Origin of the sequence: Pseudomonas sp. KCJK9058 (assembly GCF_046230975.1) — a bacterium.
Taxonomy (GTDB): domain Bacteria; phylum Pseudomonadota; class Gammaproteobacteria; order Pseudomonadales; family Pseudomonadaceae; genus Aquipseudomonas; species Aquipseudomonas alloputida.
Window position 1 is genome coordinate 13814 of sequence record NZ_JBJJLR010000062.1, and the last position, 15014, is coordinate 28827.

The window sequence follows — 15014 nt, forward strand, 5'->3', positions numbered from 1 at the left end:
CGAACCCAGGAATTCGCGCACATGAACTACAACAACCCCACCCAACTGCAAGCCGCCATCCTCGACTGGGCTGGCACCGTGGTCGATTTCGGCTCATTCGCCCCCACCCAGATCTTTGTCGAGGCCTTTGCCGAGTTCGACGTGCAGGTGTCCATCGAAGAAGCCCGAGGCCCGATGGGCATGGGCAAATGGGACCATATCCGCACCCTGTGCGACGTACCGGAAATTGCCGAGCGCTACCACAAGGTGTTCGGCCGTACCCCGACCGATGATGACGTCACCGCCATCTACAACCGCTTCATGCCGCTGCAGATCGAGAAGATTGCCGTGCACTCGGCACTGATCCCCGGTGCGCTGGACACCCTCACCGGTCTACGCCAGGACGGCCTGAAGATCGGCTCGTGCTCGGGTTACCCGAAAGTGGTGATGGACAAGGTGGTGGAACTGGCGGCGCAGAACGGCTACGTAGCCGACCATGTCGTGGCCACCGACGAAACCCCGAACGGCCGTCCATGGCCGGCCCAGGCCTTGGCCAACGTGATTGCGCTGGGGATTGACGATGTAGCGGCCTGCGTGAAGGTGGACGACACCGTGCCAGGCATTCTTGAAGGCCGCCGTGCCGGCATGTGGACCGTGGCGCTGGTCTGCTCGGGCAATGCCTTGGGCCTGACCTGGGAAGGCTTCCGGGCGTTGAGTGCCGAGAAACTGGAAAGCGAGCGCCAGCGCATCCATGCACTGTTTGCCGGCTCCCGCCCACACTACCTGATCGACACCATCAACGACCTGCCCGAAGTGATTGCCGACATCAACCGGCGCCTGGCCAAGGGCGAGATGCCGCAAGCCTTCTGACCCTTGCGGTTTCGCAGTGGTAGCGGCCCTTGCGCGACACAAGGCCGCGCCTACGGCGGCCTGCGCCCAATCACCGACCTGAGTCCACCCTCGATCCGGCGTAGGAGCGGGTTTACCCGCGAATACGGTAGCGGCGGCAACGGTGAACGGCGGGTGGTAATTGGCCAGCAGGCCCGGCCCTTTCGCGGGTGAACCCGCTCCTACACGCGGCCTGTGCCCAACCACCGACCTGTGTCCACCCCCGATCCGGCGTAGGAGCGGGTTTACCCGCGAATACGGTAGCGGCGGCAACGGTGAACGGCGGGTGGAAATTGGCCAGCAGGCCCGGCCCTTTCGCGGGTAAACCCGCTCCTACGGCCGACAAACCTGAGCTAGAACGTTATTGTGGCAATTGCACCCGCGGTTTGGTCGCGGCAAAGATCGCCCAGCTGGAGACGAACAGCGCCGCGATCAACGGACCGATCACGAAGCCGTTTAGGCCGAACACCGCCAGCCCGCCAAGGGTCGACACCAGGATCAGGTAATCCGGCATGCGCGTATCCTTGCCCACCAGGATTGGCCGCAACACATTATCCACCAGGCCGATCACCAGCACCCCGAACGCGGTAAGCACCACCCCTGGCAGTATCGCCCCGGTCAGCAGGAAATACGCCGCCACCGGCGCCCAGATAATGCCCGCGCCCACCGCCGGCAGCAGCGACAGAAACGCCATCAGCACCGCCCACACCAACGCACTCGGGATATCCAGCACCCAGAAAATAAAGCCTCCCAACGCACCTTGGGTAATGGCCACCAGCACGTTGCCCTTCACCGTCGCCCTCACCACACGATTGAACTTCAACTGCAAACGACGCTTCTGGTGCTCGGGCAGCGGGACGGCCATCCGCACCCGGCGCGCGACTTCCGGACCATCACGCAGGAAAAAGAACAGCAAGTACATCATGATGCCAAAACTGATCAGGAACTCGAATGTGCCCTGCCCAAAGCTGAACGCCTGGCTGGCCAATACCTGGCTACCCTGGGTTGCCCACTTGGCGATCTTGTCACGCAACCCGTCGAGGTTACCCATGCCCATATTGTCCAGGCCACGCTGGGCGAATGCCGGGAGCATGTCCTTGCCGCGCTCGACGTAACCGGCGATGTCCAGTTGCCCGCTTTCGATGCGCTGGTACAGCGTGGCGCCCTCTTGAACCAGCAGGGCGCTGGTGATGATCACCGGCAGGATCGCCACAAGCAGGCACACCAGCGTAGACGTGGCCGCGGCAAGGTTACGCCGCCGACCGCAGCGGATCAGCAAGTGACGCTGCAGCGGGGCGAACAAAATGCCGAGAATCACCGCCCAGAAGATTGCGCCGTAATACGGCAGAAGAATCCAGAAGAAGGCAATGGTCACCAACGCCAAGAGTACTGCCAGGGCCTTGTTCTGTAGCGCGGTTTCGTTCATCGCAGTTCCTCAAATGGCTTATGAGTGATTAGTGCACCGCGCCTGGACAAAAGTGCCGTGCTCACTTGACGCAAATCAATACGCACCTTGTCCATCGACCCTAGCATCCCCGCCTTTTTGCCCCGGTGCGCACATGAACCCTACTGCCAAGCCCGAACTGCTGGCCCCCGCCGGCACCCTCAAGACCATGCGCTACGCGTTTGCCTACGGCGCCGATGCGGTCTACGCCGGCCAGCCGCGTTACAGCTTGCGGGTGCGCAACAACGCGTTCGATCACGCCAACCTGGCACTGGGGATCGAGGAGGCGCACGCCTTGGGCAAGCGCTTCTACGTGGTGGTCAACATCGCCCCGCACAATGCCAAGCTCAAGACCTTCCTCAAGGACCTAGCACCCGTGATCGAGATGGCGCCGGACGCGCTGATCATGTCCGACCCCGGCCTGATCATGCTGGTGCGCCAGCACTTCCCACAGATGCCGGTGCACCTGTCGGTGCAGGCCAACACCGTCAACTGGGCCAGCGTGCAGTTCTGGCAGCAACTTGGCCTGAGCCGGGTGATCCTGTCGCGGGAGCTGTCGCTGGACGAAATCGAGGAAATCCGCCAGCAGGTGCCGGGCATGGAACTGGAAGTGTTCGTGCACGGCGCCCTGTGCATGGCCTATTCCGGCCGTTGCCTGCTTTCGGGCTACCTCAACAAGCGTGACGCCAACCAGGGTAGCTGCACCAATGCCTGCCGCTGGAAGTACGACGCCACGCCGGCCACCGAGAACGCCACCGGTGACATCGTGCGCCAAGTGCAGCCCACCCTGGGCCTGGGTGCGCCCACCGACCAAGTGTTCCTGCTGCAGGAAAGCAACCGCCCCGGCACTGAAATGCCGGCGTTCGAGGATGAGCACGGCACCTACATCATGAACGCCAAGGACCTGCGCGCCATTCAGCACGTCGAGCGCCTGGCCTTGATGGGCGTGCATTCGCTGAAGATCGAGGGCCGCACCAAATCGCACTTCTACTGTGCCCGCGCGGTACAGTCGTATCGCCAGGCGATCGACGACGCGGTGGCCGGGCGACCATTCGACCGCGCCCTGATGGGCAACCTCGAATCCCTGGCGCAACGCGGTTACACCGAAGGTTTCCTGCGCCGCCACGTGCACGACGAGTACCAGAACTACCAGCGCGGCAACTCGGTCTCCGAGCGCCAGCAATTCGTAGGCGAACTGACTGGCGTGCGCGTCGACGGCCTGGCCGAGGTCAAGGTGAAGAACCGCTTCGCCGTGGGCGACCATCTGGAACTGATGACCCCGCGCGGTAACTACCACTTCGACCTGCACCGCCTGTGCAACCGCCAGCAGCACGCCATCGAGGTCGCACCGGGCGATGGCCATGTGGTGTATCTGCCGATCCCGGAACAGGTTGCCCTCGACTACGGCCTGCTGATGCGCGACCTGCGCATCGACGAAGCAGCAAGCTGACAACACTGTAATGTGCACCTCAGCTACCTGACAGCAGGCGGCAGCGAACATCGTGGCTCTTCCGCATGAGGCCACGCCATGTTGCGCAACCCCTCCCGCCGTACGTTTGTCAAAGGCCTGGGCGCCGCCAGCACGCTGGCGGGCCTGGGGCTGTGGCGCCCGCTGGCCCAGGCCGCCGAAGGCCGAGATCTGGCCGGCCAGCATTTCGAGCTGTTCATTGGCCAGACCCCGGTCAACATCACAGGCCGGCCGCGTACCGCACTGACCGTCAACAACAGCCTGCCCGGCCCACTGCTGCGCTGGCGCGAAGGTGACACCGTGACGTTGCGCGTGCGCAACCGACTGGCGCAGGACACCTCGATCCACTGGCACGGCATCATCCTGCCGGCCAACATGGATGGCGTGCCTGGCCTGAGCTTCGCTGGCATCGAGCCCGGCGGCGACTACCTGTACCAGTTCACCCTGCGCCAGAGCGGTACCTACTGGTACCACAGCCATTCGGGGCTGCAGGAGCAAGCTGGGGTATACGGGGCAATCGTGATCGAGCCACGCGAGCCCGAAACGCACCGCTACCAGCGTGATCATGTGCTGCTATTGAGCGACTGGTCAGACCAGGCGCCGGAACAACTGATGGCGACGCTGAAGACACAGTCCGACGCGTACAACTTCCACAAGCGCACGGTTGGCGACTTCATCGATGACGTGGCCGAAAACGGCTGGAGCCCCACCGTCGCCGAACGCACGGCCTGGGCGCGCATGCGCATGAGCCCAACCGACCTCGCCGATATCAGCGCCGCCACCTACACCTACCTGCTCAACGGCCAACCACCACAAGGCAACTTCACCTGCCTGTTCCAGCCAGGCGAAACCGTGCGCCTGCGGCTGATCAATGCCTCAGCCATGACCTACTTCGACTTCCGCATCCCCGGGCTGAAGCTGACGGTGATCGCCGCCGACGGCTTGCCGGTGACCCCTGTGAGCGTGGATGAACTGCGCATTGCCGTGGCAGAGACCTACGACGTGCTGGTGACCGTGGGTGACCAACCCGCCTACACCCTGTTCGCCCAGAGCATGGACCGCACCGGCTTCGCCCGCGGCACCCTGGCCCGTGCGGCCGGGCTGCAGGCACCGGTGCCTGCCCCCGACCCACGCCCAGTGCTGAGCATGGAGGACATGGGCCACGGCGGTATGGATGCCATGGCGGGCATGAACCACGGCAGCATGGCCGGCATGGGCCACGCCGCCATGTCGGCCATGCAGCAACACCCGGTCAGTGAAACCGGCAACCCGCTGGTGGACATGCAGACCATGGCACCGCGTCCAAACCTTGCCGATCCTGGCATAGGCCTGCGTGACAATGGTCGCCGCGTGCTGACCTACGCCGACCTGCGCAGCCCATACCCCGACCCGGATGGCCGCCCGCCATCGCGTGACATTGAACTGCACCTGACCGGCCATATGGAGCGCTTCGCCTGGTCGTTCGACGGCATCAAGTTCAGCGACGCCGAACCGCTGCGGCTGACCTACGGTGAGCGCGTGCGCATCACCCTGGTCAACGACACCATGATGACCCACCCCATCCACCTGCATGGCATGTGGAGCGACCTGGAAGACGAGCATGGCCAGTTCCTGGTGCGCAAGCACACCGTCGATATCCCGCCCGGCAGCCGACGCTCCTACCGGGTGACTGCCGACGCGCTGGGCCGCTGGGCCTACCACTGCCACTTGCTCTACCACATGGAGACCGGCATGCTCCGCGAGGTACGCGTCGATGAATGACACCCGCAACCGCAGCATCGTGGCAGGCGTGGCGCTGCTGACCTTGCTGGCCAGTGAACGGGCGATGGCCGCGGGTTCCGAACACACGAACCACGGCCAGATGGGCCATCAGGCCATGCCCATGGACCATGAAAGCATGGGCCATGACCAGCCTTCCCTCAGCCAGCCTCGCACGCCCCTGCCTGTCATCACCGACGCCGACCGCCGCGCCGCCTTCCCGCCATTGCCAGGGCACCAGGCGCATGACCGGGCGCTGAACTGGGCAGTGATCGTGGACAAGCTCGAATACCAGAACTTCGAGAGCAGCAGTGCCCTGAACTGGAACGCCACCGCCTGGGTCGGCGGCGATATCGACCGCTTGTGGCTGCGCACCGAAGGCGAACGCGAACAGGGCAAGACCCACAAGGCCGAGCTGCAGGCGCTGTGGGGCCATGCCGTGAGCCCGTGGTGGGAACTGGTGGCCGGTGTACGCCAGGACTTCAAGCCTGCCAGTGGCCAAACCTGGGCCGCCTTCGGCATCCAGGGCACACCGTTGTACGGCCTGGAGCTGCAAGCCACCGCCTATGCAGGCGAGCGGCAACAGACCGCGCTGCGCCTGGAAGCCGCTTACGCTATGCTGCTGACCAACCGCTGGATACTGGAGCCGACCCTGGAGGCCAACCTCTACGGGCGCAACGACGCCGGCCGCGAGCAAGGCGCGGGGCTGGCCGACAGCGAGGTGGGCCTGCGCCTGCGCTACGAGATCACGCGCGGCTTCGCCCCCTACGTCGGGCTCAGTTTCAACCGCCTGCACGGCTCGCGTGCCAACCAGGCCCGAGAAGACGGCGAAGATCTGGGCCAGACCCGCCTGCTCGCCGGTATCCGCCTGCGTTTTTAAAGGAGTGCTTCACCATGCTGCGCAAACACCTGCTGACCCTGAGCCTGCTGGCCGTCACCGGCCTGGCCCAGGCCGCCGAGACCATCGACGTCTACCGCGACCCCAACTGCGGCTGCTGCAAGGCCTGGATCAGCCACCTGCGTGACAACGGTTTTACCGTCAACGACCACGTCGAGCCAAACATGAGCGCCGTCAAGCAACGCCTCGGCGTGGCGCCACGCCTAGCGTCTTGCCACACCGGGGTGATCGACGGCAAGTTCGTCGAAGGCCACGTGCCGGCCGAGCAGGTGCGCCTGCTGGCCAAGCGCAACGACCTCAAGGGCCTGGCGGTGCCGGGCATGCCCATGGGCTCGCCCGGCATGGAGATGGGTGACCACAAGGATGCCTACCAGGTCATCGGGGTGACCCAGGATGGCCAGGACACCGTGGTCGCCAACTACTGATGCTCAGCCTGGGGGCGCTGTTTCTCAGTGCCTTTGGTGCCGCCACCCTGCTGCCGCTGCAATCAGAGGCCGTGCTGGTCGGTCTGTTGCTGCGCCAGCCCGAGGCATGGGCGACCCTGCTGCTGGTAGCCACCCTGGGCAACGTGCTCGGCTCGGTGGTCAACTGGCTGCTGGGCCGGGCCATCGAGCACCTGCGCGACAAACGCTGGTTCCCTTTCAGCGCTGCCCAGCTGGCGCGTGCGCAACAGCGCTACCAACGCTGGGGGCAATGGTCGCTGCTGCTCAGCTGGATGCCGGTGATCGGTGACCCGCTTACGCTGATCGCCGGGATCATGCGTGAGCCGTTCTGGCGCTTCCTGTTGCTGGTGACCCTGGCCAAGGCTGGCCGCTATGCAGTGCTTGCCATGATCACCCTGGGCTGGTTTCACGCCTGGTAACACCTTTCAGGTTTCGCGTGGTCCACTGCCTGTTAGAGTCGCCCCATTCAACCTGGCCCTACACGGAGTGCCCCCATGCTGCGCGCAACCGCCCTCGCCCTGGCCTGCCTTGCCAGCAGTTCGGCCATCGCTGCCGAGTCGCCTACCTACGGCCCCCAGCTCGAAGGTTTCAGCTACCCGCACCCCCTCAAGCATTTCGACTTCAAGTCCCAGGGCCAGGCCCTGCAGATGGGCTACATGGACGTGCCCGCCCAAGGCCAGGCCAACGGCCACAACGTGGTGCTGATGCACGGCAAGAACTTCTGCGCCGCCACCTGGGAAACCACCATCGACGCCTTGAGCAAGGCCGGCTACCGGGTCATCGCGCCCGACCAGGTCGGCTTCTGTACATCAAGCAAACCGGCGCATTACCAGTACAGCTTTCAACAACTGGCCGACAACACCCATGCCCTGCTCGAACAGCTGGGTGTGAAACAAACTATTGTGCTCGGCCACTCCACCGGCGGCATGCTGGCCACCCGCTATGCACTGATGTACCCCCAGCAGGTGGAACGCCTGGCAATGGTCAACCCGATCGGCCTGGAAGACTGGAAAGCGCTGGGGGTGCCCTACCGCACCGTGGACCAGTGGTATGCCCGCGAACTCAAGCTGGATGCCGAAGGCGTACGTGCATATGAGCGCAAGACCTATTACGCCGGGCGCTGGAAGCCTGAATATGAACGCTGGGTGCAGATGCTGGTGGGCTTGAACAAAGGGCCGGGGCATGAAGCGGTGGCGTGGAACTCGGCGCTGATCTACGACATGATCTTCACCCAGCCGGTGTACCACGAGTTCAAGCACCTGCAGATGCCGACCCTGCTGCTGATCGGCGACCAGGACACCACGGCCATCGGCAGCGATATCGCGCCGCCGGAGGTAAAGGCCAAGCTGGGCAACTATGCAGAGCTGGGGCCGCAGGTGGCCAAGCTGATACCCAAAGGTGAGCTGATCACGTTCGAAGGCATGGGGCACGCGCCGCAAATCGAGGAACCGGTGCGGTTCAATCGCACCCTGGTCGAATGGCTGGGCAAGTGAGCCAATGATTGGCCCCTGTGGGAGCAGCAGGCTTTGGGATTTTGCGCACGCCCGCTGCTGCCACAGGGTTCCTTTACACGTTCCAGACCTGCGCTTCCGTCCAGCCCAGCTCGGCAAAGTCGCCCGCCCGCAACTCAGCCTCTTCTTCGCAGAAAAACTCATCCAGCTGTGGTGGCCTGACCGCTGTATCACTGAGCATTGCGTGCACCTGCCCACGGTGATGCACCTGATGTTCGAACAGATGCGCCAGCAACCGCAGCCGCTGCTCGCGCTGCACCCGATCGGGCCGCACGACGCTCACATAGCGGCCTAGGTCGCCATCACTCAGCCCCCGGCAGTAGGCGATCAAACGGTGGTCAGCCTGGGCCTGCTCGGCATGCAGATCGGTACAGGTGGCAAACGGCTGCTCCGGGTCGAAAAAGCGTTCGCCGTCGGCATCGGGCTGCTCGCCGCGCTGCTCGCACTCGAGCATATGCAGGTAAAACCAATCCACCGTCAGCAAGTGGTTGAGGGTGGCCTTGATCGACGGGAAGAAGCTGCAACGCGGGGCGACGAACTCGTCCTGGGTCAGTTGCAGGCAGGCCTTGTACAGGCGGTGGTTGGCCCAGCCATTGTTATAGGCCTGGGTCAGCAGATGATGCGATAACGGCTGCATGGTCGGCTCCTTTTCAGGCGAAGCGTTGCAGTTGCATCTCCCGTAGCCGGCTCAGGGTGCGCTGGTACGGGAACGCCAGATACCCTTGAGTGTAGAGGGCATCGAGCGGCACCTGTGCCTCCAGGTACAACGCCACCCGACGGTCATAGCATTCGTCGACCAGGGCAATGAAGCGGCGAACCGCATCGTCCTTGGGCGACAGCGCCGGCAATTCACGGTCACCCGCCACGACCCTCGCCGCGCCATCTTCGGTGCCTCGGGCAATACGCCCCGCCCGCTGTTCCCCGCCCAGCGCCGGAATGCCGGAGACCAGAATCGAGGGAAAACGGTCGCACAAGGCCATGAACTCCATGGCCGCCAAGGGTTGATCGCACAGATCCGTGAAACGACACCAGATAGCCTGCTCACTGCGCCGCACGACGTGAATGTGCCTTGAGCCAATAACCAAGGGCTGATCCGTGCCGGCGTCTTTGGGGCTGAGCTGGCGGAACACGTCGGCCAACTGGCTGGCCTGCCCTACCTCGGCTACCCAATAGCGCTGCCGCGCTTCACCGGGGTGCAGGCGGTGATCCTGCTCGCCCGCTACCGGCAGGACCTGCATGTGACGACCAATGGCGGCGATGGCCGGCAGGAACCGCTCGCGGTTGAAACCATCGCGGTAGAGCTGCTCGGGTGGCTGGTTGGAAGTGGCAACAATCACCACGCCCTGATCGAACAATACCTGGAACAGGCGGCCGAGGATGATCGCATCACCGATGTCGTTGACGAACAGTTCATCAAAGCACAGCACACGGATTTGCCGCGCCAGCTCCGCCGCCAGGGCCAATAGCGGGTCGGCGGTGCCGTTGAGCTGAAACAGGCGTTGATGCACCCAGGCCATGAAGTGATGAAAGTGCTGGCGCCGGCTCGGCATGCGCAGACACTGGTGGAACTGGTCCATCAGCCAGGTCTTGCCGCGCCCGACCGGGCCCCAGAGGTAGAGGCCCTGGGTGGGGCGGCCCTGCTCGAGGGACTGGAAGCAGGCTTGCAAGGCCTCGACGACGCGGGCCTGGGCGGGGTCAGCGACGTAGCCCCGAGTGCTCAGGGCTTGCTGGTAGAGGGTTTGGGGGTCGATGGCCATGGCCGCATTCTACCCGACTGTCACCCTCGGTGCAGGCGCGCGTCAGTCGGCCAGGCCGACCTTGAGTAGCGCGCCGTCCTTGTCATCGGTCAGTACATACAGGTAACCATCTGGCCCCACCCGCACATCACGGATACGCGCCTTCAGGTCACCGAGCAACCGCTCTTCGTGCACCACCTTGTCGCCCTCCAGTTGCAAGCGGATCAATTCCTGCGTGGCCAGCGCCCCTATGAACAGATTGTGGTCCCAGGCCTTGAACGTTGGGCTGTCGTAGAACGCCATACCGCTGATACCCGGTGACTTTTCCCATACATGGTGCGGGTCGACCATGCCGTCTACATGCTCGCCCTTGGCCTCGGGGATGGGCAGCAGCGAGTAGTTGATGCCGTGGGTCGCAATCGGCCAACCATAGTTCTTGCCAGGCTTTGGAATGTTGATTTCATCCCCTCCGCGCGGGCCGTGTTCGTGGGTCCACAACTGGCCGGTCCAGGGGTTGAGCGCGGCGCCTTGCTGATTACGGTGGCCGTACGACCAGATCTCCGGGCGCACGTTGTCCTTGCCGACGAAGGGGTTGTCTTTGGGCACTTCGCCGTCCGGCAGAATACGCACGACCTTGCCTTGCAACTTGTCCAGGTCCTGGGCAGTGGGGCGTTGGTTGTTCTCGCCCAGGGCGATGAACAGGTAGCCGTTGCGGTCGAACACCAGCCGCGAGCCGAAGTGGTTACCCACCGACAGCTTGGGCAGCTGGCGGAAGATCACGGTGAAATGCTCCAGCCGGGCGCGGTCCTCGGACAGCTGCCCGCGGCCGACCGCAGTACCGGCCTTGCCGTCACTGCCCTCCTCGGCGTAGGACAGGTAAACGGTGCGGTCCTTGCCGAACTCCGGTGACAGTGCCACATCCAGCAAGCCGCCCTGGCCTTCGGCCCAGACCTTGGGTACACCGCTGATCGGCGGGCCGACCTTGCCTTCGGCATTGACCAGCCGCAGGTTGCCGGCGCGCTCGGTCACCAGCATGTCCTTGCCACCGGGCAGGAAGGCCAGGGCCCAGGGGTTGCGCAGGCCATCGGCAAGCGTGTCGACGATCAAGGTGCCTTCTTCGCTGGGAAACCGCTGTTCGGCCGCCGCATGCGCCCACAGTGGCAGCAGCGCGGCGGCGGTCAGGGTGACTAGCCAGGGTGCTCGAAGCATGCCGGATTCCTTTCAAGTGGGCTTAAGGCGCACGAGGGTTGTCGCGCGGTGGCCGGGTGGGTTCCAGGTTCGGGGTTTGCTGCTGACGGCGCAGGTTGTCGCCGTTACCGATGCCGCGGTTGTCCAGGGTGGGTGGGCGCTGGTACGGGTCGGTGGACGGGCCACGTACCGGTGGCGCAGCCGGCATGCTGCCTTGACGGCTGTTGGGGTTGGCCCGCTGGATCGGGCTGTTGTAAGGGTTGCTGTTGCCGGCAGCATGTTGCACGGGCTGCTGCGCAGCTGCGTGCGCGGGCAGGCATAGCGCCAGGCCGAGGGCCAGGATGGGCAATGTCGGGGTCATGCTTCACCTCCTGTACGAAAATGCCGCGCCTGGTGGGTTTGATAGCCTAAGGCGCGAGGGGTTCGCGGCAAAAGTGTGAATGCGGGTGGAGTTGATTCCTGATGTTTCAGTATGGGCCGCGGAGGGCTGCTTCGCCCTCCAATGGCCGCAACCTTCTACTGGCCGTTATCCACCTTGTGCCGCGCCGCATACAGGCACAGCATCTCCATGGCCAGGGTTGCCCCGGCCAATGCGGTGATATCGGCATGGTCATAGGCTGGCGCCACTTCCACCAAGTCCATGCCTACCAGGTTGATGCCACGCAGCCCACCCAGAATCTCCAGCGCCTGCACCGTGCTCAGCCCGCCACACACCGGGGTTCCGGTACCGGGCGCGTAGGCCGGGTCGAGGCAGTCGATGTCGAAGGTCAGGTACACCGGCCGCTCGCCCACCCGCTGGCGAATCGCTGCAATCACCGCCTCTGTGCCCTGGCGGTGCACCTGCCTGGCGTCGAGAATGGCAAAGCCCTGGCTGTCGTCATTGGTCGTGCGCAGGCCAATCTGCACCGAGTGGGCCGGGTCAACCAGGCCTTCGCGGGCGGCATGCCAGAACATGGTGCCGTGGTCGATGCGCTTGCCCGCCTCGTCCGGCCAGGTGTCACTGTGCGCATCGAAATGGATCAGCGCCAGCGGGCCATGGCGGCGGGCGTGAGCCTTGAGCAGCGGGTAGCTGATGAAGTGGTCGCCACCAAGGGTCAGCATGGCGCAACCCGCCTGCAGAATGTGCTCGGCATGGGCCTCGATGCTGTCCGGTACCGACTGCGGCGTGCCGCTGTCGAAGGGGCAGTCGCCATAGTCGATGACCGCCAGGTGGTCGAACGGGTCGAACGCCCACGGCCAGTGGCGGGCCCAGGCCTGCTGGACCGAGGCAGCACGGATCGCCCGCGGGCCGAAGCGCGCGCCGGGGCGGTTACTGGTGGCCGTGTCGAACGGCACTCCGCTGACCACCACATCCACACCGCGCAAGTCGCGGCTGTAGCGGCGGCGGGAAAAACTGACAACACCGGCGTAGGTGCTTTCTGCGGCGGTACCATACAGGCTATCGCGGGTCATGGCCTGGTCATTGCTTGCGGCTTGGTCCACGGTCGGGCTCCTTGATTGTCATGGGCTACTGCCGGCTGCGGAAGGCGGTCCACAGACGGTTGCGTTGGCGCAGGTCGGCCAAGGCCATGCTGCGGTCGGCATACAGGCGCTGACGCACCTCGGCCGACGGATAGATATCCGGGTCGTTGCGCACCGCTTCGTCCACCAGCGGCGTGGCAGCCTGGTTGGCATTGGCGAAGAACAGCGTGTTGGTCAGCGCTGCCACCGACTCTGGCTTGAGCATGAAGGCGATGAACGCCCGTGCGGCCTCGGGGTGCGGGGCGTCCTTGGGGATGACCAGGTTGTCCTGCCATACCAGCGTGCCTTCGCGGGGGATGCGGTAGATCACCTCGAACGGCTTGCCGGCACGGCGGGCCTGGTCGGCGGCCATCGCGGCATCACCGTTGTAGGTCAACGCCAGGCACACGCTGCCATTGGCCAGGTCGTTGATCTGCCGGCCGTTGGCAACGTAGCTGACCGACGGCTGCAACTGGCTGAGCAGGTTCTGCGCGGCAGCCAGGTCATCCTTGTCCTGGCTGTAAGGGTCCTTGCCCAGGTAGTTCAGGGCTACGCCGATCACCTCCTGGGGCGAGTCAGGCAAAGCGATGCCGCAACCCTTCAGGCGGGTGGCGTACTCGGGCTTGAACAACAGGTCGAGGCTGTCCAGCGGTACATCGCCAAGGCGCTGGCGTACTGCCTCCACATTTACCCCCAGGCCCAGCGTGCCCCAGGTGTACGGCACAGCATGGCGGTTGCCGGGGTCAACCTCGGCCAGTTTGCCCAGCAGGTCCTTGTCGAGGTTGCCATAGCCAGGCATGGCCTGAGCGTCCAGCGGTTGCAGGGCATTGGCCTTGAGCGCCCGGGCCAGCACGGTGGATGACGGCACCACCACGTCGTAGCCGCTACCACCGGTCAACAGCTTGGTTTCCAGCACCTCGGGGGTGTCAAAGGTGTCGTAACGCACCTTGTAGCCCGTTTCCTGTTCGAAGCGCTGCAGGGTTTGCGGGGCGACGTAATCGGCCCAGCTGTAGAGATTGACGACCTTTTCTTCGGCCTGCAGCGGCAGGGCCAGAACCAGAGACAAAAGGCACAACGATCGACGCATGGCGGACACCTCGGTAAATGGGTGGATGCCGCGAGCATGCCAGCCGGGTTACATTGCACCAATGGCAAGTTTGCAAAGCTGACATTCATCAGGAGCAATGTAATGCTCGGACAAGTGCACGACCCCGACCTGCACCTGCTGCGGCTGTTCGTCACTGTAGTCGAGGCGGGTGGCTTCAGCGCCGCTCAAGGCGTGCTGGGCCTGAGCCAGCCCACCATCAGCCAGCGCATGGCGCAACTGGAGGCACGCTTGGGTTACCGCCTGTGCAGCCGCGGCAAGGGTGGTTTTCGCCTGACGGAAAAAGGTGAATTGCTATTGGAGGCGGCGCGTGGGCTGCTGCTGAACATCGAGCAGTTTCGCCAGCAGGCCAACGGCGTTGCCGGGCGGCTGCTGGGAACTGTGCGCATAGGCATGGCGGAAAATCAGGACAAGGCGGTGAGCCTGAAACTGGCGGCGGCCATTGCGGCATTTCGCAGGCGAGAGGAATCGGTGCAACTGGAGCTTGTCAGTGCACCGCCGGCGGAGCTGGAACGGCTGTTGCTGGAGCAGCGGCTGGACTATGCCATCAGCTACTTTTCCGGCAACCAGGCGGCCTTTGATTACCAGCCCTTGTTCGCGGAGCGCCAGCGGCTGTATTGCGGCAAGGGGCATGTGCTGTATGGCGAGACGGATGTTGGGCTTGAGCGGTTGCTGGACATGGACCAGGTGCGCCATCCGTACCGTTTTCTCAAAGGGGGCGAGCCATTCCAGAGCAGACGCAGCACGGCAGTGGCGGAGCAGATCGAAAGCGTGCTGACGTTCATTCTGTCTGGGCGGCATATTGGCTACTTGCCATGCCACTGTGCACAGGCCTGGGAGGCCGAGGGGCTGTTATGGGCGCTGGACCCTGAGCTTGATTTTGGGGTGCCGTTCACCTTGGCCCGGCACCGGGCACAGGGGGTTGGAGAGGCAGCCCATGTATTTGCGCAGGATTTGCTGGCGGCGTTTGCCTGAACCGGCCCCTTCGCGGGTTTACCCGCGAAGGGGCCGGCCCTGCTGGCCAATTTCCACCAGGCGTTCACCGTTGACGCCGCCACCGTATTCGCGGGTAAACCCGCTCCTACGCCGGATTGAG

Annotated in this window: 15 protein-coding genes; 8 read left to right on the plus strand and 7 right to left on the minus strand. The window is 64.3% G+C overall.

The window, feature by feature from the left end; all coding sequences use genetic code 11:
* Positions 1-21: 21 nt before the first annotated feature.
* Positions 22-849: a phosphonoacetaldehyde hydrolase gene (gene phnX, locus ACK59Z_RS23415; protein WP_108190959.1), complete on the plus strand. Its 828-nt coding sequence runs from the start codon at positions 22-24 to the stop codon at positions 847-849.
* A 379-nt stretch (positions 850-1228) separates the two neighbouring features.
* Here the strand turns inward: phnX and ACK59Z_RS23420 are convergent, their stop codons facing one another.
* Complete coding sequence (locus ACK59Z_RS23420) at positions 1229-2293, minus strand: AI-2E family transporter (RefSeq protein ID WP_004576775.1); 1065 nt, start codon at positions 2291-2293, stop codon at positions 1229-1231.
* A 133-nt stretch (positions 2294-2426) separates the two neighbouring features.
* On the opposite strand from ACK59Z_RS23420, the gene yegQ reads away from it, so the two are divergent.
* The 6 genes from yegQ to ACK59Z_RS23450 all read left to right on the plus strand — a co-directional run bounded on the left by yegQ (position 2427) and on the right by ACK59Z_RS23450 (position 8371).
* A complete protein-coding gene (gene yegQ, locus ACK59Z_RS23425; protein WP_108190961.1) occupies positions 2427-3761 on the plus strand; it encodes a tRNA 5-hydroxyuridine modification protein YegQ in 1335 nt (444 codons plus the stop codon).
* Between the two features lie 81 nt (positions 3762-3842).
* Complete coding sequence (locus ACK59Z_RS23430) at positions 3843-5540, plus strand: copper resistance system multicopper oxidase (protein ID WP_392502355.1); 1698 nt, start codon at positions 3843-3845, stop codon at positions 5538-5540.
* Positions 5533-6417, plus strand: coding sequence for a copper resistance protein B (locus ACK59Z_RS23435; protein ID WP_064491218.1), 885 nt, complete (start codon positions 5533-5535; stop codon positions 6415-6417). Before ACK59Z_RS23430 ends, ACK59Z_RS23435 begins: the two co-directional genes overlap by 8 nt.
* A gap of 14 nt (positions 6418-6431) precedes the next feature.
* Entirely contained in the window at positions 6432-6860 is a 429-nt protein-coding gene (locus tag ACK59Z_RS23440) for a DUF411 domain-containing protein (RefSeq protein WP_003248913.1), read from the plus strand.
* Entirely contained in the window at positions 6860-7297 is a 438-nt protein-coding gene (locus ACK59Z_RS23445; RefSeq protein WP_010953185.1) for a YqaA family protein, read from the plus strand. The genes ACK59Z_RS23440 and ACK59Z_RS23445 overlap by 1 nt, the downstream gene beginning before the upstream one ends.
* Before the next feature lie 75 nt (positions 7298-7372).
* Positions 7373-8371 carry an alpha/beta fold hydrolase gene (locus ACK59Z_RS23450; protein WP_012053114.1) on the plus strand — a complete coding sequence of 333 codons (999 nt, stop codon included), beginning with the start codon at positions 7373-7375 and terminating at the stop codon, positions 8369-8371.
* A gap of 73 nt (positions 8372-8444) precedes the next feature.
* On the opposite strand, the gene ACK59Z_RS23455 is transcribed toward ACK59Z_RS23450, so the two are convergent.
* From ACK59Z_RS23455 to ACK59Z_RS23480, 6 genes are all read right to left on the minus strand, one after another.
* Positions 8445-9026: a DinB family protein gene (locus ACK59Z_RS23455; protein ID WP_004576772.1), complete on the minus strand. Its 582-nt coding sequence runs from the start codon at positions 9024-9026 to the stop codon at positions 8445-8447.
* A 13-nt stretch (positions 9027-9039) separates the two neighbouring features.
* The gene (gene zapE / locus ACK59Z_RS23460) at positions 9040-10146 is read right to left on the minus strand and encodes a cell division protein ZapE (protein WP_409293741.1); all 1107 of its coding nucleotides are present in this window, start codon (positions 10144-10146) and stop codon (positions 9040-9042) included.
* Positions 10147-10188: 42 nt separating this feature from the next.
* Positions 10189-11334 carry a PQQ-dependent sugar dehydrogenase gene (locus ACK59Z_RS23465; RefSeq protein WP_100774148.1) on the minus strand — a complete coding sequence of 382 codons (1146 nt, stop codon included), beginning with the start codon at positions 11332-11334 and terminating at the stop codon, positions 10189-10191.
* A gap of 22 nt (positions 11335-11356) precedes the next feature.
* Entirely contained in the window at positions 11357-11674 is a 318-nt protein-coding gene (locus ACK59Z_RS23470; protein ID WP_003248902.1) for a hypothetical protein, read from the minus strand.
* A gap of 155 nt (positions 11675-11829) precedes the next feature.
* Positions 11830-12795: an agmatinase gene (gene speB, locus ACK59Z_RS23475; protein ID WP_004576768.1), complete on the minus strand. Its 966-nt coding sequence runs from the start codon at positions 12793-12795 to the stop codon at positions 11830-11832.
* A gap of 25 nt (positions 12796-12820) precedes the next feature.
* Positions 12821-13900 carry an extracellular solute-binding protein gene (locus ACK59Z_RS23480; protein ID WP_003248898.1) on the minus strand — a complete coding sequence of 360 codons (1080 nt, stop codon included), beginning with the start codon at positions 13898-13900 and terminating at the stop codon, positions 12821-12823.
* Positions 13901-14002: 102 nt separating this feature from the next.
* Here ACK59Z_RS23480 and ACK59Z_RS23485 point away from each other — a divergent pair, with 102 nt between their 5' ends.
* On the plus strand, positions 14003-14893 hold the full coding sequence (locus ACK59Z_RS23485; RefSeq protein WP_019752083.1) for a LysR family transcriptional regulator: 891 nt from the start codon (positions 14003-14005) through the stop codon (positions 14891-14893).
* The last annotated feature ends 121 nt before the right edge of the window (positions 14894-15014 follow it).